This is a genomic window from Pseudomonas japonica, assembly GCF_900188455.1.
GTDB lineage: Bacteria > Pseudomonadota > Gammaproteobacteria > Pseudomonadales > Pseudomonadaceae > Aquipseudomonas > Aquipseudomonas japonica.
This window is the reverse complement of the sequence record NZ_FZOL01000001.1, coordinates 151,966-175,147: the sequence shown is the minus strand read 5'-3', so window position 1 is coordinate 175,147 and position 23,182 is coordinate 151,966. Positions and strand designations below refer to the sequence as shown.

The following is a 23,182-nucleotide window of genomic DNA, read 5'->3' as shown; positions in this document are numbered from 1 at the left end:
CACCAATCACCCTAATACCCCTGATAAATTCCATCAATCGGCCTGACGACGCAGGAAAGCCGGGATATCCAGGTAATCCAGATCGTCCTGCGGATTGAGCTTGGCAGCAGCTGCCGCGCCGGCGTGGGTCTGGTTGCGCATCACGGTCGGACGCTCCAGATCGCGGTAGTTCACCGCCGGTTGCTCGTTGCGCACAGGCGCCGGGGCCGGGGTCGACACTTGCGCGGCCGCGGCCTGCAGGGTGTTGTCGATGACCTTGACCGGTTTTTCGATCTTCGCGCCCAGACCCGTGGCGACCACGGTGACGTGCAGCTCGTCGCGCATGTCCGGATCGATCACGGTACCGACCTTGACCATCGCGTGGTCGGATGCGAACGCCTCGATGATGCTACCCACATCGGAGTATTCGCCCAGGGACAGGTCCGGACCCGCGGTGATGTTGACCAGGATGCCGCGAGCGCCCTGCAGGTTGACGTCTTCCAGCAGCGGGTTGCGGATCGCCGCCTCGGTGGCTTCGCGCGCACGGTTCGGACCGCTGGCGCAGCCGGTACCCATCATCGCCATGCCCATCTCGCTCATCACGGTACGCACGTCGGCGAAGTCGACGTTGATCATGCCCGGACGCTTGATGATGTCGGAGATACCGCGAACGGCACCGGCCAGCACGTCGTCCGCCTTGGCGAAGGCCGACAGCAGGCTGGCATCCTTGCCCAGGATGGTCAGCAGCTTCTCGTTCGGGATGGTGATCAGCGAGTCGACGCTGTCAGCCAGCGCGCGGATGCCTTCATCGGCGATCTGCATGCGCTTGCGACCCTCGAACGGGAACGGACGGGTCACCACCGCAACGGTGAGGATGCCCAGTTCCTTGGCCACTTCGGCGATGATCGGCGCGGCACCGGTACCGGTACCACCACCCATGCCGGTGGTGATGAAGACCATGTTGGTGCCCTGCAGCACCTCGGCGATACGCTCGCGGTCTTCCAGCGCGGCCTGGCGGCCGATTTCCGGATTCGCGCCCGCGCCCAGGCCCTTGGTCACGCCGGTACCCAGTTGCAGGATGGTGCGCGCACCGATGTTTTTCAGGGCCTGAGCATCCGTGTTGGCGCAGATGAACTCGACGCCTTCGATGCTGCTCTTGACCATGTGGTTGACGGCGTTGCCACCGCCGCCACCGACGCCGATCACCTTGATGACCGGACTTTGCGGGACGTTGTCTACGAGCTCGAACATTTTCCCTCTCCTTTCATTTCTCTAGTTTTGCGCCTACCACTACTGCTTTGAAACTTAAAAGTTTCCCTGGACCCAACGCTTGAATCGCTCAAGCACCGGGGCCTTTGGTTCATCGCCATAGCTGTCGTTTCTGATACCTGGCACGGGCACGCCGTCGGACTGCTTCTGCAGGCCGTAGGTGAGCAAGCCCACGCCAGTGGAATAAATCGGGTTGCGTACCACGTCGCTGAGGCCGCGGACGCTGTGCGGCACGCCAAGGCGCACCGGCATGTGGAAGATTTCCTCGGCCAGTTCCACCGCGCCTTCCATCTTCGAGGTACCGCCGGTGAGGACGATGCCCGCCGGCACCAGGTCCTCGTAGCCACTGCGACGCAGCTCGGCCTGGATCAGGGTGAACAGCTCGTCGTAGCGCGGCTCGACCACTTCGGCCAGGGCCTGGCGCGACAGCTCGCGCGGCGGACGGTCACCGACGCTCGGCACCTTGATGGTTTCGCCGGCACCGGCCAGCTTGGCCAGGGCACAGGCGTAGCGGATCTTGATCTCTTCGGCGTACTGGGTCGGCGTACGCAGGGCCATGGCGATGTCGTTGGTCACCTGGTCGCCGGCGATCGGGATCACCGCGGTGTGACGGATCGCGCCTTCAGTGAAGATGGCGATGTCGGTGGTGCCGCCACCGATGTCCACCAGGCAGACGCCCAGCTCTTTCTCGTCATCGGTGAGCACCGAGTAGGCCGAGGCCAGTTGCTCTAGGATGATGTCGTCGATTTCCAGGCCGCAGCGACGCACGCACTTCTCGATGTTCTGCGCGGCGTTGACGGCGCAGGTCACCACGTGGACCTTGGCCTCCAGACGCACGCCGGACATGCCCAGTGGCTCGCGCACGCCCTCCTGATTGTCGATCACATAGTCCTGCGGCAGGGTGTGCAGCACGCGCTGGTCGGCCGGGATGGCCACGGCCTGCGCGGCATCCAGGACCCGCTCCAGGTCGGCGGTGCTGACCTCACGGTCGCGGATGGCGACGATGCCGTGGGAGTTCAGGCTGCGGATGTGATTGCCGGCCACGCCAACGAAGGCCGAGTGGATCCGGCAGCCGGCCATCAACTGGGCCTCTTCGACGGCGCGCTGGATCGACTGCACGGTGGACTCGATGTTGACCACCACGCCCTTCTTCAACCCGCGCGACGGGTGGGTACCGATACCGACGATTTCCAGAGTGCCGTCGGCGGCGACTTCGCCCACCAGTGCAACCACCTTGGACGTGCCGATATCCAGCCCGACGATCATTTTGCCGCTTTGCGCATTTGCCATGGGTCCTGCCTCTCTCTAATTCTTCGCCACGGCGGGTTGGGCCGCGGGCTGTGCAATCGGTTCCCGCCAGCCAACGGCAAGGCCATTGGCATAACGCAGATCGATGCGGGCGATGTTCGTGATCTGTTCTTTGAGCGTGCTGTTATAAATGGCAATGAAGCGGCGCATCTTTTCCACCAGATGGTCACGCCCCAGCAGCAGTTCGATCCCCGGTCCCGCGCTGCCGGCGCCGGTGGTCAGGAACCAACTGCCACGCTCGCGCAGTTCCAGGCGGGCGATCGAAAAGCCCAGGGGACGCAACATCTGGTTCAGTACCTGATATTGCTGCATCACTTGTTGCTGTGCCCGCTGCGGCCCGAACAGCTGCGGCAGGTGCTCGTAGTTCGCCAGTTCGCGCGGGGTGAAGGCCTGGCCCTGGTTGTTGAGCAAGGCATCCTCGCCCCAGCGTGCCACCGGCAGCTGTTCTTCCAGGCGGATCACCACTTCGTCCGGCCACACGCGGCGTACTTCGGCATGGGCGATCCAGGGCATCTGCTCCAGCTCGGTGCGCATGCTCGCCAGGTCGACGGTGAAGAAGCTCGCCGCCACATAGGGCGCGATCCGCTGCTGCACCGCCTGCTGGCTGATGTAGCTGAGATCGCCCTGCACGGCGATCTTGGTGATCGGCCGGTCGGCGTACGGCATCAGCCGTTGCGCGCCCTCGTAGGCGCCGAAACCGGCGGCGACCAGCAGGACCGGCCACAGCAACCGCTTGAAGATGCTGAAGTTCGGCTTGGGCAGGCGCGCCGACAGTGGCTCCTTGGCCACCATCCGACTGGCACCACGCGGCACCGGCTTGTTGCGACCGGTGGCGGGTTGCTGATGACGTACCATCGCGCCTTGCATGGGCTTAACCTCGCGCCTCGACACTGGCCGCCAGGATCGCCAGCACCAATTGCTGGAAATCGAGGCCGGCGGCACGGGCCGCCATCGGCACCAGGCTATGGTCGGTCATGCCTGGTGCGGTATTGACTTCGAGCAGCCAGAAACGGCCCTGCTCGTCCTGCATCACATCCACACGGCCCCAGCCAGCGATGCCGATGGCTTCGCAGGCGCGGGCGGTGAGGTCGATCAATTCCTGTTCCTTGGCGGCGTCGAGACCACACGGAATCCGGTACTGGGTATCGGATGCCAGGTACTTGGCGTCGTAGTCGTAGAAGGTGTGCGGAGTACCCAGGGCGATCGGCGGCAGGACCTGGTCGCGCAGCACCGCGACAGTGAACTCCGGACCCTTGATCCACTGCTCGACCAGCACTTGCGAGTCGTAGCGCGCGGCGTCTTTCCAGGCCGCGATCAATTCCTCGACACTGGTCACTTTCGCCATACCGATACTGGAACCCTCATGGGCCGGTTTGACGATCAAAGGAAAGCCCAGTTCCGCGCTCGCGGAAATACAGTCGGCCTCGCTGGCCAGCACGGCATGGCGCGGGGTGGAAATACCCAGGCTCTGCCATACCTGCTTGGTGCGCAGCTTGTCCATGGCCAGGGCCGAGGCGAGGATGCCGCTGCCGGTGTAGGGAATGCCCAGGCACTCCAGCAGGCCCTGCATGCTGCCGTCTTCACCGCCGCGGCCGTGAAGGATGATGAAGGCGCGGTCGATCTTCTCGCTCTGCAGGCGGTCGAGCAGATCGTCACCGACGTCGATGGCGACCACGTCGACACCGGCGCCCGTCAGCGCCTCGATCACCGCGGCGCCGGACTTCAGCGACACCTCGCGCTCGGCGCTCTTGCCGCCGTAGAGCACGGCAACGCGGCCGAAGTCCTGCGGTGCGAGGGTGGAATGCAGCTTGGCGTAGGCTTCGGCAGTCATTTGGTTTTCTCCTGACTGGCAACCGCACCAGCGAACAACGGACTCTTCAACAGTTGTGGCGCGAGACCGCCGATATCACCGGCGCCCTGGCACAGCAGGATGTCGCCGGCGCGCAGCAGCGGCTTGACCAGTGGTGCCAGCTCGATGCCGCGCTCGATGTAGATCGGGTCGAGCTGACCGCGCTGACGGATGCTGTGGCACAGCTGGCGGCTGTCGGCGCCCGGGATCGGCTCTTCGCCGGCCGGATAGACCTCCATCAGCAGCAGCACGTTGGCATCGGCGAGGACCTGGACGAAATCGTCGTACAGGTCACGGGTACGGCTGTAGCGGTGCGGCTGGTAGACCATCACCAGACGCCGCTCCGGCCAGCCACCACGCACGGCCTTGATGACCGCGGCGACCTCGGTCGGGTGGTGACCGTAGTCGTCCACCAGCATGACGCTGCCGCCTTCCACCGGCAGTTCGCCGTAGACCTGGAAGCGTCGGCCGACACCCTGGAAGCCGGACAGGCCCTGGACGATGGCTTCGTCGCTGATGCCTTCGTCGGTGGCGATGGCGATGGTCGCCAGCGCGTTGAGCACGTTGTGGTTGCCCGGCATGTTGACCGACACGTCCAGCGGCGCGCGGTCGCGGCGCAGCACGGTGAAGTGGGTCTGCATACCCGACTGGCGCACGTTGATCGCGCGCACGTCGGCGCCCTCGTTGAAGCCGTAGGTGACCACCGGGCGCTTGACCTGCGGCAGGATCTCGCGAACCACCGAATCGTCCAGGCACATCACGGCCAGGCCATAGAACGGCAGGTTGTGCAGGAACTCGACGAAGGTCTTCTTCAGTTTGTTGAAGTCGCCTTCGTAGGTGGCCATGTGGTCGGCATCGATGTTGGTGACGACCGCCACCAGCGGCTGCAGGTGCAGGAAGCTGGCGTCGCTTTCGTCGGCCTCGGCGATCAGGTAGCGGCTGGTACCGAGCTGGGCATTGGTGCCCGCGGCGTTCAGACGGCCACCGATGACGAAGGTCGGGTCCAGGCCGCCGGCGGCGAAGACCGAGGCCAGCAGGCTGGTGGTGGTGGTCTTGCCATGGGTACCGGCGACGGCGATGCCGTGGCGGTAGCGCATCAGCTCGGCGAGCATCTCGGCCCGCGGCACCACCGGAATGCGACGCTCCAGCGCGGTGGCGACTTCCGGGTTGGCGGTGTTGATGGCACTGGAGACCACCAGTACGTCGGCGCTGGCGGCGTTCTCGGCGCGGTGGCCGATGAAGATCTGCGCCCCGAAGGACTCCAGACGCTCGGTCACAGCCGAAGCCTTGAGGTCGGAACCGGAGACCTGGTAACCCAGGTTCAGCAGCACTTCGGCGATACCGCACATGCCCACGCCGCCGATACCGACGAAGTGGATGCGACGGATACGGCGCATTTCAGGCTGGGGCATGGCTTTCTGGTTCTCAACCATGGGCCACCTCCAGGCAGATATCGACCACGGTGCGGGTAGCGGCGGGTTTGGCCAGGCGGCGCGCGGTGGTCGCCATGGTGTCGAGTTTTTCCGGTTGCATCAGCACCTCGTTCAGGCGTTCAGCGAGCTGCGCTGCGCCAGTTGTCGCTTGCGGCATCAGGAAGGCGGCGCCTTCGCGTGCCAGATAATGGGCGTTGTGGGTCTGGTGGTCGTCGATCGCATGGGGCAAGGGCACCAGCATCGAGGGCAGACCGGCCGCGGCCAGTTCGCTGACGGTCAGCGCGCCGGCACGGCACACCACCAGGTCGGCCCAGCCATAGGCCTGGGCCATGTCCTTGATGAACGGCTCCACCTGAGCCGTGACTCCCGCGTCGCGATAGCGCTCGGCGGTGATCTGGTCGTGGTTCTTTCCGGCCTGGTGGAACACCTCCGGGCGGATGGCTTCCGGCACCAGGGCCAGGGCCTGGGGCAGCAGCTTGTTCAGCGGTTCGGCGCCCAGGCTGCCACCCAGCACCAGCAGACGCGCGCGGCGTCCGGCCAGGGCTTCGCGAACCGGCTCCAGGAACAGCTCGGCGCGCACCGGGTTACCGGTGGTACGGCGTTTGGTGCTGGCATCGAAGGTATCCGGGAAAGCTTCACAGACCCGTCCGGCCAGCGGTACCAGCATCCGATTGGCGGTACCGGCGCGGGCATTCTGCTCGTGGATCACCACCGGCACGCCGGCCAGCTTCGCCGCCACACCGCCAGGACCGGTGACATAGCCGCCGAAGCCAACCACGCAGACCGGGTTCAACTGGCGGATGATTCGCCGCGCCTGGAGCACCGCCTTGACCAGCGTGAAGGGTGCCTTGAGCAACGACAGCTTGCTCTTGCCACGCAGGCCGGTGACGTTGATCAGGTGCAGTTGCAGGCCGGCCTGCGGCACCAGTTCGTTCTCGATCCCGCGGGGCGTACCCAGCCAGTGCACGGTGAAACCACGCGCCTGGAACTCCCGCGCGCACGCCAGCGCCGGGAACACATGGCCGCCGGTACCGCCGGCCATGATCAATACGTTCTTGCCGTCAGCGGCCATGATGATTCGGCTCCTCGGCAAAATCGTTTTCGTCGAATTCGTGTTCCTCGCTGCCCAGGTGCGTGCGGCTCTCCCATTCGATGCGCAACAGCAACCCGACGCAGGCACAGCAGATGACCAGGGAGCTGCCGCCATAGCTGAGGAATGGCAGGGTCAGGCCTTTGGTCGGCAGCAGGCCGACGTTCACCCCGATGTTGATGAGGAACTGGCCGATCCACAGGAATGCCAGGCCGAAGGCCACATACGCGGCGAAGAACTGCTTGGCCTTCTCCGCCCACAGGCCGATGTACAGCGCGCGCACGGTGACGAAGACGAACAGCGCCACGGTCAGCAGCGAACCGACCACGCCCAGTTCCTCGGCGAGCACGGAGAACACGAAGTCGGTGTGCGCTTCCGGCAGGTAGAACTGCTTCTGCACGCTGTTGCCCAGGCCAACGCCGAACCACTCGCCGCGACCGAAGGCGATCAGCGCCTGGGTCAGCTGGTAACCGGAACCGAACTGGTCGGACCAGGGGTCGGTGAAGGTGATCAGACGCGCCATCCGGTAAGGCTGGGCCTGGACCAGCACGAACACCGCGCCCACCGCCAGCACCACCATCAGGCCGAAGCGGAACAGGCCCACCCCACCGAGGAACAGCATCGCCGCGGCGGAGCCCATCATTACCACGGTGGCACCGAAGTCCGGCTCCATCAGCAGCAGGCCGGCCATGGGCAGGAGAACGATGAACGGCTTGAAGAACCCCATCCAGCTCTCGCGCACTTCCTGCTGGCGTCGCACCAGGTAGCCGGCGAGGTAGACCACCACGAAGACCTTGGCGATTTCCGAAGGCTGCACGTTGAAGAAGCTGAAACCGATCCAGCGCATCGACCCGTTCACCTCACGGCCGATGCCGGGCACCAGCACCGCCACCAGCAGGCCGAAGGCGCCGATCAGCATGAGGAAACCCATGCGCTGCCAGGTGGCGATCGGCACCATCATGGTGACGATGCAGGCGCCCACGCCGAGGGTCACGTAGATCAGGTGGCGAATCATGTGGTACAGCGGGTTGCCCGACTGCGCCGCGGCCACTTCCGAGGAGGCCGAGGTGATCATCACCAGGCCCAGGCCGAGCAGGGCCAGGCAGCCGACCAGGAACGGGAAGTCCAGGTCGATGCCACGACCGCTGACGAGCGGCGACGGATAGGGCTTGATGACGCCGAAGATCATTTCAGCGCCTCCACGGCCTGGGCGAACAACCGCCCACGCTCTTCGAAGTTCTTGAACATGTCGAGGCTGGCGCAGGCCGGCGACAACAGCACGGCGTCACCCGGCCGGGCCAGTTCGGCACAGCGGGTCACGGCTTCGTCCAGGGTCTTGACCCGCACCAGCGGCACATCATTGCCGAGGGCCTCGGCGAGCAGTTCGGCATCGCGGCCAAGCAGAACCACGGCGCGGCAGTGTTTGCCGACTGGCGCGCGCAGGCCGGAGAAGTCCGCGCCCTTGCCATCACCACCGGCGATCAGCACCAGCTTGCCGTCGATATCGGCGCCCAGGCCTTCGATCGCGGCCAGGGCGGCACCGACGTTGGTGGCCTTGGAGTCGTCGTAGTAATTGACGCCGTTCAGCTCACGCACCCACTGACAGCGGTGGGCCAGTCCGGCGAAGTTGCGCAGGCTTTCCAGCATGGCGTCGAACGGCAGGCCCACGGCGTGCCCCAGGGCCAGCGCGGCCAGGGCGTTGGACTGGTTGTGGGCGCCACGGATCTTCAGTTCGCGGGCCGGCATCAGGTTCTGGAATTCGAAGGCCAGGTATTTCTCGCCATTCTCCTCGCGCAGACCGAAGGCCTTGAAATCCGGTTTGTTCAAGCCGAAGGTCCAGCACGGCTGGCCCTCGATCGGGATGGGACGGCTCAGGGCGTCCTGGCGGTTGACCACGACCTGGCGCGCGCCACGGAAAATACGGTGCTTGGCCAGGTGATAGGCCGGCAGGCCACTGTAGCGATCCATATGGTCTTCGCTGACATTGAGCACGGTGGCCACTTCGGCGTTGAGCTGGTCAGTGGTTTCCAGTTGGAAGCTCGACAGCTCCAGCACATACAACTCGACATCGTCGTCGAGCAGTTCCAGCGCCGGCGTGCCCAGGTTGCCGCCTACCGCCACGCGCTTGCCCGCCGCGGCGGCCATCTCGCCGACCAGGGTGGTCACGGTGCTCTTGGCGTTGGAACCACTGATGGCAACGATCGGCGCCTTGGCGTTGCGCGCGAACAGCTCGATATCGCCGGACAGCTTCACACCGCGAGCAGCGGCCTGCTGCAGAGCCGGCGTGGCCAACGCCAGGCCGGGACTGACGTACAGTTCGTCGGCGCGGCAGAGGAACTCCACGTCCAGCTCGCCGCAACGGACTTCCACCTGCGGGTAGTCGCGACGCAGGGTCGCCAGTTCCGGCGGGTTCTCGCGCGTGTCGGCGACCGCAAACGCAACGCCCCGGTTCGCCAGGAAGCGAACCAGGGACATGCCGCTCTTGCCGAGGCCGACAACGATGCGGAAGTGGTCAGATGCGATCAGGGACACGCGTTCTACCTCAGTTTCAGGGTTGCCAGGCCGATCAGCACGAGAATCACGGTGATGATCCAGAAACGGACGATCACTCGCGGCTCGGGCCAGCCCTTGAGTTCAAAGTGGTGGTGGATCGGCGCCATGCGGAACACACGCTTGCCGGTCAGCTTGAACGACGCGACCTGGATGACCACCGACAGGGTCTCCATGACGAACACGCCGCCCATGATGAACAGGACGATTTCCTGGCGAACGATCACCGCGATGGTGCCCAGCGCGGCACCCAGCGCCAGTGCGCCGACGTCGCCCATGAAGACCTGGGCCGGGTAGGTGTTGAACCACAGGAAACCAAGGCCGGCGCCGATCAGCGCGCCGCAGAACACGATCAGCTCACCCGCGCCCGGGACATACGGGATCAGCAGGTATTCGGCGAATTTCACGTTGCCCGACAGGTAGCAGAAAATGCCCAGGGCCCCGCCCACCAGCACCGTCGGCAGGATCGCCAGGCCGTCGAGGCCGTCGGTCAGGTTGACCGCGTTGCTCGAACCGACGATGACGAAGTAGGTCAGCACGACGAAACCGACACCCAGGGGAATGGTGACGTCTTTCAGCATCGGCACGATCAGTGTGGTTTCCACGCTGGTCGGCGCGGTCATGTAGAGGAAGATCGCCGCGCCCAGGCCGAACACCGACTGCCAGAAGTATTTCCAGCGGCTCGGCAGACCACGGGAGTTCTTCTCGATCACCTTGCGGTAGTCGTCGACCCAGCCGATGGCACCGAACAGCAGGGTGACGATCAGCACCACCCAGACATAGCGGTTGCTCAGGTCGGCCCACAGCAGCGTACTCACGCCGATGGCGGAAAGAATCAGCGCACCACCCATGGTCGGGGTGCCGGACTTGGACAGGTGCGATTGCGGACCGTCATTGCGCACCGCCTGGCCGATCTGACGGATCTGCAGGGTGCGAATCATCCACGGGCCCAGCCACAGGGCCAGCGACAACGCGGTCAGCACACCCAGGATCCCGCGCAGGGTCAGGTACTGAAAGACCGCGAAGCCCTTGTAGAACTGTTGCAGGTACTCAGCCAACAGCAGCAGCATTAATGTTTCTCCCCGCTGGAATCGCACAAGGCCGCCACGACGTTCTCCATCGCAGCGCTGCGCGAGCCCTTGATCAAAATAGTGGTGTTGGTGGCCTGCTCGCCGCGAACGGCGTCGATCAGGTCAGCTTGATTGGTGAAATGGCGGGCATTCTGGCCAAAGGCCTTGACCGCATGGGCCATCATCGGACCTACGGCATACAGGGCGTCGACCTTGCCCCGAGCGTAGTCACCGACCTGGCGGTGGCCCTCTTCGGCCCACTGGCCCAACTCTCCGATATCCCCGAGCACCAGGACGGTGCGGCCGGAAAAGCCGGCGAGTATATCAACCGCGGCGCACATCGAGGTGGGGTTTGCGTTGTATGTGTCGTCGATCACACGAAAGCCACCGGCGGTCATCTGCGCCACGCTGCGCCCCTTGACCGGCTGCACGCTGTTCAGTCCCTCGGCGATGCCTTGCAGCGATATGCCGAAGACGTGCGCGGCCGCGGCCGCGGCCAGGGCATTGGCGATATTGTGGGTGCCGAGCAGGTTGAGCTGGATTGCCACGCTGCCTCGCGCAGCGTGCAGGACGAAGGATGGGCAACCACGCGGGTCATGGGCGATGTCGCTGGCGTGGAAATCGGCGGCAGCGTTGCTCAGGGCGAAGGTCAGCACGGCGTGTTTGCCGGCGCGCTGTTTCCATATGCCAAAGGCCTTGTCGTCCAGATTCAATACCGCGACGCCACCCTCCCCCAACCCTTCGAGGATCTCGCCCTTGGCTTCGACGATCTTTTCCGGCCCGCCGAACTCGCCGACATGAGCCGTGCCCGCATTGTTGATCAGCACTACCTGCGGCTGCGTCAAACCGACGGTGTAGCGGATCTCGCCAACGTGGTTGGCGCCCAGCTCGATGACTGCGGCGGTGTGCTGCGGCGCCAGTTCGAGCAGGGTCAGCGGCGCGCCGAGATCGTTGTTCAGGTTGCCGCGAGTCATCAGGACCGGGCCACGGGTAGCGAGGATGCTGGCGAGCATTTCCTTGACCGTGGTCTTGCCGCTGGAACCGGTGATCGCCGCCACCGGCGACTTGAAGGCGCGACGGTTCAGCGCCCCCAACTGGCCCAGGGCCAGACGGGTATCGGCCACCAGCAACTGCGGCAGGCTGGAGCCTGGCACTTCACGCTGCACCAGCGCCGCGACAGCGCCCTTGGCAGCGACCTCATCCAGATAATCGTGACCGTCGAAACGCGGACCCGCCAAGGCGACGAACAACTGGCCGGGGCCGATCTTGCGACTGTCGATGCTGACACCGTCGAAACGTGCATCGGCGCCCAGCAGGCGGCCCTGCAACGCTTCGGTCAACTGGCTGAGGGACAGGGATTCAAGCATGGGTCGCCTCCCAGACTGCCAGCGCTTTTTCGGCTTCGACCAAATCGGAAAAATCGTGACGTTCGCCGTTGATTTCCTGGTAATCCTCGTGCCCTTTGCCGGCCAGAACGATCACGTCATCCACACCGGCACAGGCGATGACCCGCGCGATCGCCTCACCACGCCCTGCGATGAACTGCACCGCATCGACGTCGGCGAAGCCGGGGCGAATGTCGTTGAAAATGGCCTGCGGGCCCTCGGTACGCGGGTTGTCGTCGGTGACGATCACCCGGTCCGCCAGGCGCTCGGCCACTTCCGCCATCAGCGGGCGCTTGCCGCGGTCGCGGTCGCCGCCACAGCCGAACAGGCAGATCAGTTGCCCGCGCGCATGCGGACGCAGGGCGTCGAGGACTTTCTCCAGGGCATCCGGGGTGTGTGCGTAATCGACCACCACCAACGGCTTGCTGCCACCACCGAGACGCTGCATGCGTCCGATCGGACCTTCCAGCTTCGCGGTGACCTTGAGAATTTCGTCGAGCGGGAAATCCATCGCCAGCAGGGTGGCCACCGCCGCCAGCATGTTGCTCAGATTGAAGCGACCGAGCAGACGGCTGCGCAGCATGTGCTCGCCCTGCGGGGTCACCAGCACAGCGCGCACGCCTTCGTCGTCGAAGCTGGCTTCGCGGCAGTACAGGGTCGCGGACGGCTCCTTGAGGCTGTAGCTGATCAATCGTGATTCACGAGGCTCAGCCGCCAGCTCGCGACCGAAATCATCATCCAGGTTCACCACCCGGCAACGCAGGTTCGACCAGGCGAACAGCTTGGCCTTGGCCGCTTTGTAAGCCTCCATGCTGCCGTGATAGTCGAGGTGGTCGCGGGACAGGTTGGTCATCACCACGATATCGAAGGCCAGCGCAGCGACCCGGCCCTGCTCCAGGGCGTGAGACGACACTTCCATGGCCACGGCGCGGGCACCGGCCTTTTTCAGGTCGTTGAGGGTCGACTGCACGGCAAGCGGATCGGGGGTCGTCAGGCGGCCACTTTGCAGCGCGCCGTAGAAGCCGGTGCCGAGCGTGCCGATCAGGCCGCAGTGTTGACCGAGCAGGTCCAGGGCCTGGGCCACCAGCTGGGTCACGCTGGTCTTGCCGTTGGTGCCGGTGACCCCCACCAGATCCAGCAGGCGACTGGGCTCGCCGTAGAAGCGTCCGGCGATATCCGACAGTTGCCCGATCAGACCCTTGACCGGAATCAGCGGCGCGTCGGTGATCGGCAGGACGGTAGCGCCCTGAACCTCATAGGCCACCGCCGCGGCACCACGCCGCAGCGCATCGGCGATGTGCTCACGGCCGTCGACCTTGGCCCCCGGCACGGCCAGGAACAGGTCACCCGGCCGCACGTTGCGGCTGTCCAGGGTCAGTTCGCGAATCAGCGGATCGCTGCTGGCGTTGGCGAAAAGTTTGCTCAATGGCATCGTCATCAACCGCGCCCTCCTTTGGCGGGCGCAGCATCGACTTGCTGCTGGGATGTTGGCAGGTTGTCCGGCGGAACGTTCATCAGACGCAGGGTGCCAGACATGACCTTGCTGAATACCGGTGCCGAGACCAGACCACCGAAGTAGCCGCCCTTGCTCGGCTCGTCGATCACCACGACGATGGCGTAACGCGGATCGCTCATCGGACCGAAGCCGGCGAACAGCGAGCGGTAGGCGTTCTCCGTGTAGCCCTTGGAGCCGATGGTGGCTTTACGCGCAGTACCCGACTTGCCAGCGACATGATAGGACGGCACCTGCGCACGGAACACGCCACGCGGCGCTTCGATCACCTGCTGCAGCATCTGCTGGATGGTTTCCGCGGTGTCCTTCGGCACTACCTGGGTCGACTCGGGCGCCTTGTCCACCTTGAGAATGCTCAGCGGCACCATCTTGCCGTCGTTGGCCAGCGCGGCGTAGGCATGCACCAGCTGCAGCGCGGTCACCGAAACGCCGTAGCCATAGGACAGGGTCGCGGTTTCGGCCTTGCGCCACTCACGGTGGTTCGGCAGGTTGCCCACGCGCTCGCCAGGGAAGCCGAGGCCGGTGTACTGACCCAGGCCCAGCTGCGACATCACCCGGTAGATGGCCTCGCCGCCGATATCGAAGGCAATTTTCGACATACCGACGTTACTGGAGTTGATCAGGATACCGGTCAGGTCGAGGATCGGCCCCTCGGTCTTGGAAACGTCACGAATAGTGTAGCGGCCCAGTTGCAGGGTACCGGGATAGACCTCGACCTTGTCGGTCGGCTTCCAGCGCCCACTCTGCAACGCGGCGCTCATGGACAGCGGCTTGACCGTCGAGCCCGGTTCGAACACATCGATGATCGCGCGGTTGCGCATCGCCGCCGGGAACATGCTGCGACGGTTGTTCGGGTTGTAGGTCGGCTGGTTGACCATGGCCAGGACTTCGCCGGTCTTCACATCCATGATCACCAGGCTGCCGGCCTTGGCTTCCTGCTCGGCAATGGCGTTGCGCAGCTCGCGGGTGGCCAGGTACTGCAGGCGCAGGTCGATCGACAACGCCAAGGTCTTTCCGGCCTTGGCGTTCTTGGTTACCTGGACATCCTTGATCAAGCGACCGCGCCGATCCTTGATCACCTGCCGCTTGCCGGGCACGCCGGCGAGCCACTCGTCGTAGGCCAGTTCGACGCCTTCGCGACCGTGGTCGTCGAGGTCGGTGAAGCCGACCATGTGCGCCGCGACATCACCGGCGGGGTAGAAACGACGAAATTCCTCGATGCCGTAGACACCAGGAACCTTGAGGTCGAGCACCACCTGCCCCTGTTCCGGGGTCAGGCCGCGAACCAGGTAGATGAACTCCTTGCTCGCCTGTTGCTCCAGGCGTTCGGCCAATTGCTTGGGATCCTGCCTGATCGCCGCGGCCAGTGCCGGCCAGCGATCCTTGGCACTCTGCATTTCCTTGGGGTTCGCCCACAAGGTCGTGACCGGAGTACTGACGGCCAGAGGCTCGCCGTTGCGGTCGGTGATCAGGCCACGGTGCGCGGGAATCGGAATATGACGCAGGCTGCGGGCATCGCCCTGTCCCTTGAGGAAGTCACGGTCGATCACCTGCAGGTTGATGATCTGCCAGGTGATGGCACCGACCATCAGCGCCAGCAGACCCAGCACGACACGGAAACGCCAGGGGTAGAGAGCGCCCTCGAGCTTCATCATGGCGCCACCATCCGCACTTCGTCAGCGGCGGGAACGCGCATTTTCAGCTGTTCGCTGGCCAGCATCTCGATGCGGCTGTGTGCCGTCCAGGTGCTCTGTTCAAGAATCAGCCGGCCCCATTCGGCCTGTGCCTTGTCGCGCTCATTGAGTTCGCCGTACAGGGTGTTGAGCAGTTGCCGGTTCCAGTGCGCGCTGTAGGACACCGCCACCGACGACACGAGCACACCGATGAACAGCAGGAGCATCAGGAAGCTCCCGCCGGGCAGGGGTTTGGCGTAGAGCCTGCTCACCGCAGCTTCTCCGCCACACGCATGACGGCGCTACGCGAACGCGGGTTGGCCTTGAGTTCGGCCTCGGAGGCGAACTGGGCCTTGCCGATCAGTCTGATCCGCGGCTCGAACGGTTTGTATTGAACCGGCAGGTTGCGCGGCAAATTGTCCTGCTCGCCCTTGGCCAGCTTGCGCATGAACAGTTTGACGATACGGTCTTCGAGGGAATGGAAGCTGATCACCGCGAGACGGCCACCGACTTCCAGGGCGTCGAGCGCCGCTTCGAGACCGGTCTCGAGATCGCCCAACTCATTGTTCACATGGATGCGCAGGCCCTGGAAGGCACGGGTCGCCGGGTTCTTGCCTTTTTCCCAGGCGGGGTTGGCAACCTTGAGCACTTCCGCCAGGTCGGCGGTACGGGTGAACGGCTGCTGTTCGCGGCGTAGAACCACGGCGCGCGCCATGCGCTTGGCAAAACGCTCCTCGCCGTACTCCTTGAATACGCGGGCGATTTCCTCTTCCGGCGCAGTGGCGATGAATTCGGCGGCGCTGACGCCGCGGGACGGGTCCATCCGCATGTCCAGCGGACCGTCATTGAGGAAGCTGAAACCGCGCTCCGGGTCGTCGAGCTGCGGCGAAGACACGCCGAGGTCGAACAGCACGCCACTGACCTTGCCGGCCAGGCCGCGCTCGGCCACTTCCGCACCCAGTTCGGCAAAACTGCGCTGCACAACGACAAAGCGGCCGTCTTCGGCCGCCAGCGCTTGCCCGGTGGCAATCGCTTGAGGGTCTTTGTCAAACCCCAGCAGGCGCCCATCCGGCCCCAGGTTCTGCAGGATCAGGCGGCTGTGACCGCCACGCCCGAAGGTGCCATCCAGATAGCAGCCATCGGCGCGCACCGAAAGAGCCTCCACGGCTTCGTTCAGTAGCACAGTGATGTGGTTAAAGCCGCTATCGATAGTCACAGGATCAAATCACGCAGTTCATCGGGCATGGCGCCCGGTTGTTGAATGGCTGCCAGGTCCGCTGCGGAAACAGCATTCCAGGCATCCTCGTCCCACAGTTGGAATTTATTCAGTTGCCCCACCAGCATCGCGCGCTTGTCGAGCTTGGCGTATTCGCGCAAACGCGGCGGAACCAGAAAACGCCCGCTGCCGTCCAGCTCCAGATCCACCGCATTGCCGATCAGCAGACGCTGCAGGCGACGGTTCTCTTCGCGTAACGACGGCAAGGCGCGCAACTTGGCTTCGATCAGTTCCCACTCGTCGAGCGGGTACACACATAAGCAGGGATCCACCGCATCGATCGTCACGATCAGTTGCCCGGAACTACGCGTTTCAAGCTCGTCACGGTACCGGCTCGGCATGGCGAGACGGCCCTTGGCGTCGAGATTGATGACGTTTGCTCCGCGAAACACGGCTGCGATTCCCTAAATGTTAGCTCTTTTGTGTCTGAAAACCCACTTCATGCCACTTTCTGCCACTTGCGCACACTATAGGAATCCGCCTACCACACCGTCAAGGCGCGCATATAAGGAAAACCCTTACAGATCGGCGATTTAGGGTAACAAGGACAGACAATGGGCTACTTTGGCGGGGATTTCGGGACGAAAAGGCGAACTCACTCAAACGAATAGAGTGTGAAGTTAAAGTGATTTATTAAGAGTAAGACTTTTTTGGTATTACCGAAGCGCTTCTGCTATCGAACCAAGCAGAGAAAGGAAGGAGTGGAGAGTCGATCTGTAAGCCGGGTTCTGTCGAGGACAGTCATTCCTCTACGACGGCCATCACTGGACGTCTTTAGCAACCTACCCGGTTCCAACGCGGGCCGCGCCAATGGAACCCTATTTGGTCTTGCTCCGAGTGGGGTTTACCTAGCCACGAACTGTTACCAGACGTGCGGTGCGCTCTTACCGCACCTTTTCACCCTTACCGGCACCGAAGTGCTTAGGCGGTTATTTTCTGTGGCACTTTCCGTAGGCTCACGCCTCCCAGGCATTACCTGGCACTCTGCCCTATGGAGCCCGGACTTTCCTCCCCCTACTTTTGCGGAACAAAAGAAGGCAGCGACTGTCCAATCGACTCTCCGCGTGAAAGATTAACGGCAGCGCGCTCCGAGAACAAGTGACAAAATATATAATATCATCGTGACATCATTTATTTTTTTGTTTTTCCAGCGCGATTTGATAGAGAACATTCTTGCGCACACCGGTAATTTCCGCAGCCAACGCCGCCGCACGCTTGAGCGGCATCTCCGCCAGCAACAAATCAAGTACGCGCAGCACTTCGCCACTGACTGACTGCTCGTCCTCCGGCGCACTCCAGCCTGCCACCAGCACCACGCACTCGCCACGCTGCTGATTGCTGTCGCTTTCGACGAACTCGCGCAGTTGTGCCAGCGGCAGCCCCTTCAGGGTTTCGAAGGTCTTGGTCAGTTCTCGCCCCAGTACCGCCGGGCGCTCGCCACCGAAAATCGCCTCCATGTCCTGAAGACACTCGAGGATACGATGCGGCGCTTCGTAGAAAATCAGCGTACGAGGCTCTTCCTTCAGCAGATTCAGACGCGCCTGACGCCCCACTGCCTTCGCCGGCAGAAACCCTTCGAAGATGAAACGATCCGACGGCAGCCCCGCTGCCGACAATGCCGCAATCAGCGCACAGGCCCCCGGTACCGGTACCACACTGACACCCGCGGCCCGAGCCTGACGCACCAGGTGATAACCCGGATCGGAAATCAGCGGCGTTCCGGCATCGGAAATCAGCGCGACATCGTCCCCGGCCAGCAGGCGGACCAGGAACCGCCCGCCCTCATCGCGCTCGTTGTGCTCATGACAGGCCGCCAACGGCGTATTGATTCCAAAATGTTGCAGCAAACGGATCGAGTGACGGGTGTCCTCGGCGGCGATCAGCGAAACATCGGCGAGCACCTTCAATGCCCGGGCACTGATGTCATCCAGGTTGCCGATGGGAGTCGCCACTACATAGAGAGTCCCGGCGGCGGGGTTGGAAGCACCTGGAGCATCGGTCACAGCACATACCTGTCATCTGGATGAAAGCCGCCATTGTAGCGTGATCACTGACAACAATTCCCCATCAGAGACATTTCCCACAATCTGCAAAGAAGGTTTCACTCCAGCAAGATCGCACCCCGGCCAGCGCTTGGGTACAATCGCAGGCTATTTGATCGAGTAACAGGACCCTTACATGATCGCATGCCTGCGGCTGCTCTCAGCCATCTGCCTCGCCGCCCTGCTGGCAGCCTGCGCCAGCTCGCCTTCGTCCAGCCTGGGCGAGCTGCCACGCACTCCAGATGCCAGCATCGAGCAATTGCTCGAGCAGGCTGCCAACAGCAAAACGCCGGAGAAAGCCGCACTGCTGCGCCTGAGCGCCGCCGACCAGGCCTATCGGCAGAAGGACAATGCCCGTGCTGCGCGCATCCTCGAGCAGGTGCAGATCGATTCGCTGAAGCCGGCCCAGCAGGTATTCGCCAGCACCCTCTCGGCGGAGCTGGCCCTGAGCCGCAACCAGCCGAAAGCCGCGCTCAACGCCCTGAGCCACCCGAGCCTGGCCCATCTGAATGAATTGCCGGCCGATCTTCAGGCGCGCACCCGCAGCGCCCATGCCCTTGCTTTCGAAGCCGATGGCCAGACCCTCGCCGCCGCGCAGGAGCGCATTGCCCTGGCACCGCTGCTAAGCGGCGATGCCGCCATGAGCAACAACGACGCGATCTGGAACCTGGTCGCCGCCCTGCCCCCCGAGCAACTGCAGAGTGCAGGCAGCGACACCCTTGGCGGCTGGACCAGCCTGGCCCTGGCGGTGAAAAGCGCCGGCACCCTGGAGCAGCAGCAGGCAGCGATCGATACCTGGAAAGCCCAGCACCCCGAACATCCAGCCGCACTGCAACTGCCATCGCCACTGGTCAAACTGAAAAGCCTGACCAGCCAGCCGCTGACGAAAATCGCCCTGCTGCTCCCCCAGGAAGGCCAGTTGGCCGGCGTCGCCCGCGCCCTGCGCGACGGCTTCATGGCTGCGCACTTCCAGGCCCAGCAGGCCGGCCAGAACCCGCCCGCCATCCAGGTGTTCGACAGCTCCCGCCTGACCTCCCTCGATGAGTTCTACCGCCAGGCCCAGGCCGCCGGCGTGCAACTGGTGGTTGGCCCGCTGGAAAAACCATTGGTCAAGCAACTCGCTGCGTATCCTCAGCTGCCAATCACCACCCTGGCGCTGAACTACAGCGATGCCGGCCAGAGCAACCCGCCACAGCTGTTCCAGTTCGGCCTCGCCGCCGAGGACGAAGCCCGCGAAGTGTCCCGCCGCGCATACGCCGACGGCATGCGCCGTGCCGTGGCGCTGGTGCCGAGCGGTGAGTGGGGTGACCGTGTACTGAATGCCTTCCGCCAGGACTGGCAAGCCAAGGGCGGCACCCTGATCGCCGCCGAGCGCGTGGCCCAGCCGGTGGCACTGGCGCAGCAGATCGCCGATCTGTTCCAGCTGCGCCAGAGCGAAGGTCGCGCCAAGAGCCTGCAAAGCACCGTGGGCGGCAACGTCTCCGCGCAGCCGTCGCGGCGCCAGGACATCGACTTCATCTTCCTCGCCTCGACGCCGCAACAGGCGCAACAGATCAAGCCGACCCTGAACTTCCAGTACGCCGGCGACGTGCCGGTCTACGCGACCTCCAACGTCTACAGCGCGAGCGGCGACGTCAATCAGTACAACGACATGACCGGTATCCGCTTCTGCGAAACCCCATGGCTGCTCGACAGCACCAACGGCCTGCGCCAGCAGGTGGTTCGCCAGTGGCCGCAAGCCGCCGGCAGCCTGGGCCGCCTCTACGCGATGGGTGTCGACGCCTACAGCCTGGCACCGCGCCTGGGCCAACTGAAAACCCTGCCGGACAACCGCATCGAAGGCCTTTCCGGCAGCCTCAGCATGAACCCGAGCCAGCGCATCGAGCGCCAGCTGCCGTGGGCGGAGTTCGCCGGCGGCCAGGTCAAGCGCCTGCCCGACACCCCACGCTGATGCCCGTTCCTTCGCGTCAGGCCGCCGGAATGGCGGCCGAGCAACAGGCCCTGGATTACCTTCTGGCCCAGGGGCTGCTGCTTCTGGCGCGGAACTGGCGCTGCAAACGCGGCGAGCTTGATCTGGTCATGCTCGACCGCGATACAGTAGTATTCGTCGAAGTTCGTTATCGCCTGCACGCAGGCTTTGGCGGCGCCCTCGGCAGCATCGACGCCCGCAAACAGGAAAAGCTCACGCTCGCCGCGCAGCATTTCCTGATGGAGGAACCACGCTGGGCCAGCCATCCCTGCCGTTTCGATGTAATCGCTCTGCAAGGCAGTGGCCATTCGGGACAACCACTCGACTGGCTGCAGAATGCCTTCTACAGCTGACCCCGCGCCGACGGATGCGTCTTTACCCACTCAACTTTTTGCTCTTTGCTTCGCGGGCTGCACAGACATGTGCCGGGAGCCTTTCAATCCCCGCCCGGCCAGCCCCATTTAAGGTCACACTGATGGACATGCAATCCCGAATTCGCCAGCTTTTCCAGGCCAGCATCAACACCAAGCAACAGGCGATGGAAGTCCTTGCACCCCACATCGAGCAAGCCAGCCAGATCATGGTCAATGCCCTGCTGAACGAGGGCAAGATGCTCGCCTGCGGCAACGGCGGATCAGCCGGCGATGCCCAGCATTTCTCGTCGGAACTGCTCAACCGCTTCGAGCGCGAGCGTCCGAGCCTGCCGGCGATCGCCCTGACCACCGACACCTCGACCATCACCTCGATCGCCAACGACTACAGCTACAACGAAGTCTTCTCCAAGCAGATCCGTGCCCTCGGCCAGCCGGGCGACGTGCTGCTGGCAATCTCCACCAGCGGCAACTCGGCGAACATCATTCAAGCAATCCAGGCCGCACATGATCGCGAAATGATTGTCATAGCCCTGACCGGACGCGATGGCGGCGGCATGGCTTCCCTGCTGCTGCCCGAAGATGTCGAGATTCGCGTACCGGCCAACGTCACCGCACGTATCCAGGAAGTCCACCTGCTGGCGATCCACTGCCTCTGCGACCTGATCGACAGCCAACTGTTCGGGAGTGAAGAATGACCGCTAAACGCTTCGGCCTGATGGCCCTGACCCTGTGCCTGAGCCTGACCGGCTGCAGCTCGGTGATCACCGCCAGCCGTGAGTCACCGATCGATGACGACCGCGGCACCCGCACCCTGGGCAGCAAGATCGACGACTCGCTGATCGAAACCAAGGTCGCGGTCAACGTGGCCAAGGCCAGTCCCGACCTGGATCGCAACTCGCACATCGTCGTCAGCAGCTTCAACGGCATCGTCCTGCTGGCCGGCCAGACCCCGCGCGCCGACCTGAAGAGCCTGGCCGAACAGACCGCCAGCCAGGTACAGAAGGTCAAGAAAGTCCACAACGAATTGCAGGTGCTACAGCCCTCCTCGTTGCTGGCACGCAACAACGACGCCTGGCTGACCACCAAGATCAAGACGCAGATGCTCGCGGACGCCAATATTCCCGGCTCGCGCATCAAGATCATCACCGAGAACGGTATCGTCTACATGCTTGGCCTGATGACTCAAGCAGAGGCGAACCGCGCCACCAGCCTGGTACAGGGTGTGTCCGGCGTGCAGAAGATCGTCAAGCTGTTCGAATACATCGACTGATCGCGAACAGGCACAAGCCATGAAAAAGGCGACCTCGAAGGTCGCCTTTTTTCATTTCACCACTTTCAGACTCGGCCGCCCGCTCGGACGCGGCGGCTGCCCACCATCCGGTGGACCATCATCATCCGGCTCGACATCGTCTTCATCGTCGACCATCGGCGATTCCAGCTCGAACACCATGCCCTGGCCGTTCTCACGGGCATAGATGCCGAGGATGGCGCCAATCGGTACATACAGGCTGTGGGCAACGCCACCGAAGCGACCCTCGAAACTGACCGCGTCGTTTTCCATCTGCAAACCGCGCACGGCGTTCGGCGAAACATTCAGGACAATCTGGCCGTCGCTGGCGAAACCCTGAGGCACCTGTACCGCGGGGTACTCGGCATTCACCAGGATATGAGGCGTGCAATCGTTATCCACGATCCACTCGTACAGTGCACGCACCAGGTAGGGGCGACTGGAGTTCATCAACAGCTCCTTAAAGCTTGCGCATTTCTCGTTCAGCAGCGGACAGGCTTGCCTGGAAAGGCTCGCGGGCAAACTGTCGCTCCATATAGTCCAGCAGAGGTTTGGCCTGCCGTGGCAATTCGATACCCAATAGTGGCAAACGCCACAATATGGGCAGTAGACAACAATCCACCAGACTTTGCTCCTCACTGAGGAAACAGGGCTTGTCGGCGAACAACGGGGAAACCCCGGTCAGGCTCTCGCGCAGCTCCTTGCGCGCCTGGACACGAGCCGCATCCTTGGCCCGTGGATCGAGAATCTGGTCGACCAGCGCACACCAGTCACGCTGGATACGATGGATCAACAACCGGCTGTTCGCCCGCGCCACCGGATAGACCGGCAGCAGCGGCGGATGCGGGTAACGCTCATCGAGGTATTCCATTACCACCGTGGATTCATACAACGCCAAGTCGCGGTCGACCAGGGTCGGCAGGCTGCCGTACGGATTGGCCTCCAGCAGCCGGGCAGGCTGGTTGCCGGCCGCGACGTCGATGATCTCGACGCTGACACCCTTCTCGGCGAGAACGATGCGCACCCGATGAGAATAGTGGTCAGCGGGGTCGGAGTAGCAGGCCAACCGGTTGGTCATGCCCATAAGGTTCCTCCTCGCATGAAATGGTAAAGG

At 63.7% G+C, this 23,182-nt stretch carries 22 protein-coding genes and 1 other RNA gene; 4 read left to right on the top strand and 19 right to left on the bottom strand.

Features of this window, described 5'->3' with window-relative positions:
• Positions 1-33 precede the first annotated feature (33 nt).
• The 17 genes from ftsZ to rsmI all read right to left on the bottom strand — a co-directional run bounded on the left by ftsZ (position 34) and on the right by rsmI (position 18,398).
• A complete protein-coding gene (gene ftsZ / locus CHB99_RS00765) occupies positions 34-1,230 on the bottom strand; it encodes a cell division protein FtsZ (protein ID WP_042122979.1) in 1,197 nt (398 codons plus the stop codon).
• Between the two features lie 54 nt (positions 1,231-1,284).
• Complete coding sequence (gene ftsA, locus CHB99_RS00760; RefSeq protein WP_042122978.1) at positions 1,285-2,538, bottom strand: cell division protein FtsA; 1,254 nt, start codon at positions 2,536-2,538, stop codon at positions 1,285-1,287.
• A 15-nt stretch (positions 2,539-2,553) separates the two neighbouring features.
• Positions 2,554-3,423, bottom strand: coding sequence for a cell division protein FtsQ/DivIB (locus tag CHB99_RS00755; RefSeq protein WP_042122977.1), 870 nt, complete (start codon positions 3,421-3,423; stop codon positions 2,554-2,556).
• A 4-nt stretch (positions 3,424-3,427) separates the two neighbouring features.
• Complete coding sequence (locus CHB99_RS00750) at positions 3,428-4,387, bottom strand: D-alanine--D-alanine ligase (RefSeq protein ID WP_042122976.1); 960 nt, start codon at positions 4,385-4,387, stop codon at positions 3,428-3,430.
• On the bottom strand, positions 4,384-5,838 hold the full coding sequence (gene murC / locus CHB99_RS00745; RefSeq protein WP_042122975.1) for a UDP-N-acetylmuramate--L-alanine ligase: 1,455 nt from the start codon (positions 5,836-5,838) through the stop codon (positions 4,384-4,386). Before murC ends, CHB99_RS00750 begins: the two co-directional genes overlap by 4 nt.
• Positions 5,831-6,910 carry an undecaprenyldiphospho-muramoylpentapeptide beta-N-acetylglucosaminyltransferase gene (gene murG, locus CHB99_RS00740; protein ID WP_042122974.1) on the bottom strand — a complete coding sequence of 360 codons (1,080 nt, stop codon included), beginning with the start codon at positions 6,908-6,910 and terminating at the stop codon, positions 5,831-5,833. Before murG ends, murC begins: the two co-directional genes overlap by 8 nt.
• On the bottom strand, positions 6,900-8,117 hold the full coding sequence (ftsW, locus tag CHB99_RS00735) for a putative lipid II flippase FtsW (RefSeq protein WP_042122973.1): 1,218 nt from the start codon (positions 8,115-8,117) through the stop codon (positions 6,900-6,902). Before ftsW ends, murG begins: the two co-directional genes overlap by 11 nt.
• Positions 8,114-9,460 (bottom strand): UDP-N-acetylmuramoyl-L-alanine--D-glutamate ligase, encoded by a 1,347-nt coding sequence (murD, locus tag CHB99_RS00730; protein WP_042122972.1) that lies wholly within the window; start codon positions 9,458-9,460, stop codon positions 8,114-8,116. The genes ftsW and murD overlap by 4 nt, the downstream gene beginning before the upstream one ends.
• Positions 9,461-9,465: 5 nt before the next feature.
• A complete protein-coding gene (gene mraY, locus CHB99_RS00725) occupies positions 9,466-10,548 on the bottom strand; it encodes a phospho-N-acetylmuramoyl-pentapeptide-transferase (RefSeq protein ID WP_042122971.1) in 1,083 nt (360 codons plus the stop codon).
• On the bottom strand, positions 10,548-11,915 hold the full coding sequence (locus CHB99_RS00720) for a UDP-N-acetylmuramoyl-tripeptide--D-alanyl-D-alanine ligase (RefSeq protein WP_042122970.1): 1,368 nt from the start codon (positions 11,913-11,915) through the stop codon (positions 10,548-10,550). Before CHB99_RS00720 ends, mraY begins: the two co-directional genes overlap by 1 nt.
• Complete coding sequence (locus tag CHB99_RS00715) at positions 11,908-13,374, bottom strand: UDP-N-acetylmuramoyl-L-alanyl-D-glutamate--2,6-diaminopimelate ligase (protein ID WP_377697490.1); 1,467 nt, start codon at positions 13,372-13,374, stop codon at positions 11,908-11,910. Before CHB99_RS00715 ends, CHB99_RS00720 begins: the two co-directional genes overlap by 8 nt.
• On the bottom strand, positions 13,371-15,098 hold the full coding sequence (locus CHB99_RS00710) for a peptidoglycan D,D-transpeptidase FtsI family protein (RefSeq protein WP_167335844.1): 1,728 nt from the start codon (positions 15,096-15,098) through the stop codon (positions 13,371-13,373). Before CHB99_RS00710 ends, CHB99_RS00715 begins: the two co-directional genes overlap by 4 nt.
• Positions 15,098-15,391: a cell division protein FtsL gene (gene ftsL / locus CHB99_RS00705; protein ID WP_042122967.1), complete on the bottom strand. Its 294-nt coding sequence runs from the start codon at positions 15,389-15,391 to the stop codon at positions 15,098-15,100. Before ftsL ends, CHB99_RS00710 begins: the two co-directional genes overlap by 1 nt.
• Positions 15,388-16,335 (bottom strand): 16S rRNA (cytosine(1402)-N(4))-methyltransferase RsmH, encoded by a 948-nt coding sequence (gene rsmH, locus CHB99_RS00700; protein ID WP_042122966.1) that lies wholly within the window; start codon positions 16,333-16,335, stop codon positions 15,388-15,390. The genes ftsL and rsmH overlap by 4 nt, the downstream gene beginning before the upstream one ends.
• Complete coding sequence (gene mraZ, locus CHB99_RS00695; protein WP_042122965.1) at positions 16,332-16,787, bottom strand: division/cell wall cluster transcriptional repressor MraZ; 456 nt, start codon at positions 16,785-16,787, stop codon at positions 16,332-16,334. The genes rsmH and mraZ overlap by 4 nt, the downstream gene beginning before the upstream one ends.
• Positions 16,788-17,096: 309 nt before the next feature.
• Positions 17,097-17,455: RNase P RNA component class A (gene rnpB / locus CHB99_RS00690), an RNA gene on the bottom strand.
• Between the two features lie 67 nt (positions 17,456-17,522).
• Positions 17,523-18,398: a 16S rRNA (cytidine(1402)-2'-O)-methyltransferase gene (rsmI, locus tag CHB99_RS00685; protein ID WP_042122964.1), complete on the bottom strand. Its 876-nt coding sequence runs from the start codon at positions 18,396-18,398 to the stop codon at positions 17,523-17,525.
• A gap of 175 nt (positions 18,399-18,573) precedes the next feature.
• On the opposite strand from rsmI, the gene CHB99_RS00680 reads away from it, so the two are divergent.
• The 4 genes from CHB99_RS00680 to CHB99_RS00665 all read left to right on the top strand — a co-directional run bounded on the left by CHB99_RS00680 (position 18,574) and on the right by CHB99_RS00665 (position 22,050).
• A complete protein-coding gene (locus tag CHB99_RS00680) occupies positions 18,574-20,388 on the top strand; it encodes a penicillin-binding protein activator (protein WP_042122963.1) in 1,815 nt (604 codons plus the stop codon).
• Entirely contained in the window at positions 20,388-20,759 is a 372-nt protein-coding gene (locus tag CHB99_RS00675; protein ID WP_042122962.1) for a YraN family protein, read from the top strand. The genes CHB99_RS00680 and CHB99_RS00675 overlap by 1 nt, the downstream gene beginning before the upstream one ends.
• 122 nt (positions 20,760-20,881) lie before the next feature.
• On the top strand, positions 20,882-21,475 hold the full coding sequence (locus CHB99_RS00670) for a phosphoheptose isomerase (RefSeq protein WP_042122961.1): 594 nt from the start codon (positions 20,882-20,884) through the stop codon (positions 21,473-21,475).
• Complete coding sequence (locus CHB99_RS00665; RefSeq protein WP_042122960.1) at positions 21,472-22,050, top strand: BON domain-containing protein; 579 nt, start codon at positions 21,472-21,474, stop codon at positions 22,048-22,050. The genes CHB99_RS00670 and CHB99_RS00665 overlap by 4 nt, the downstream gene beginning before the upstream one ends.
• 51 nt (positions 22,051-22,101) lie before the next feature.
• On the opposite strand, the gene CHB99_RS00660 is transcribed toward CHB99_RS00665, so the two are convergent.
• Both CHB99_RS00660 and CHB99_RS00655 read right to left on the bottom strand, forming a co-directional pair.
• Entirely contained in the window at positions 22,102-22,518 is a 417-nt protein-coding gene (locus CHB99_RS00660; protein ID WP_042122959.1) for a ClpXP protease specificity-enhancing factor, read from the bottom strand.
• A 10-nt stretch (positions 22,519-22,528) separates the two neighbouring features.
• Positions 22,529-23,152: a glutathione S-transferase N-terminal domain-containing protein gene (locus tag CHB99_RS00655; protein WP_042122958.1), complete on the bottom strand. Its 624-nt coding sequence runs from the start codon at positions 23,150-23,152 to the stop codon at positions 22,529-22,531.
• Positions 23,153-23,182 lie beyond the last annotated feature (30 nt).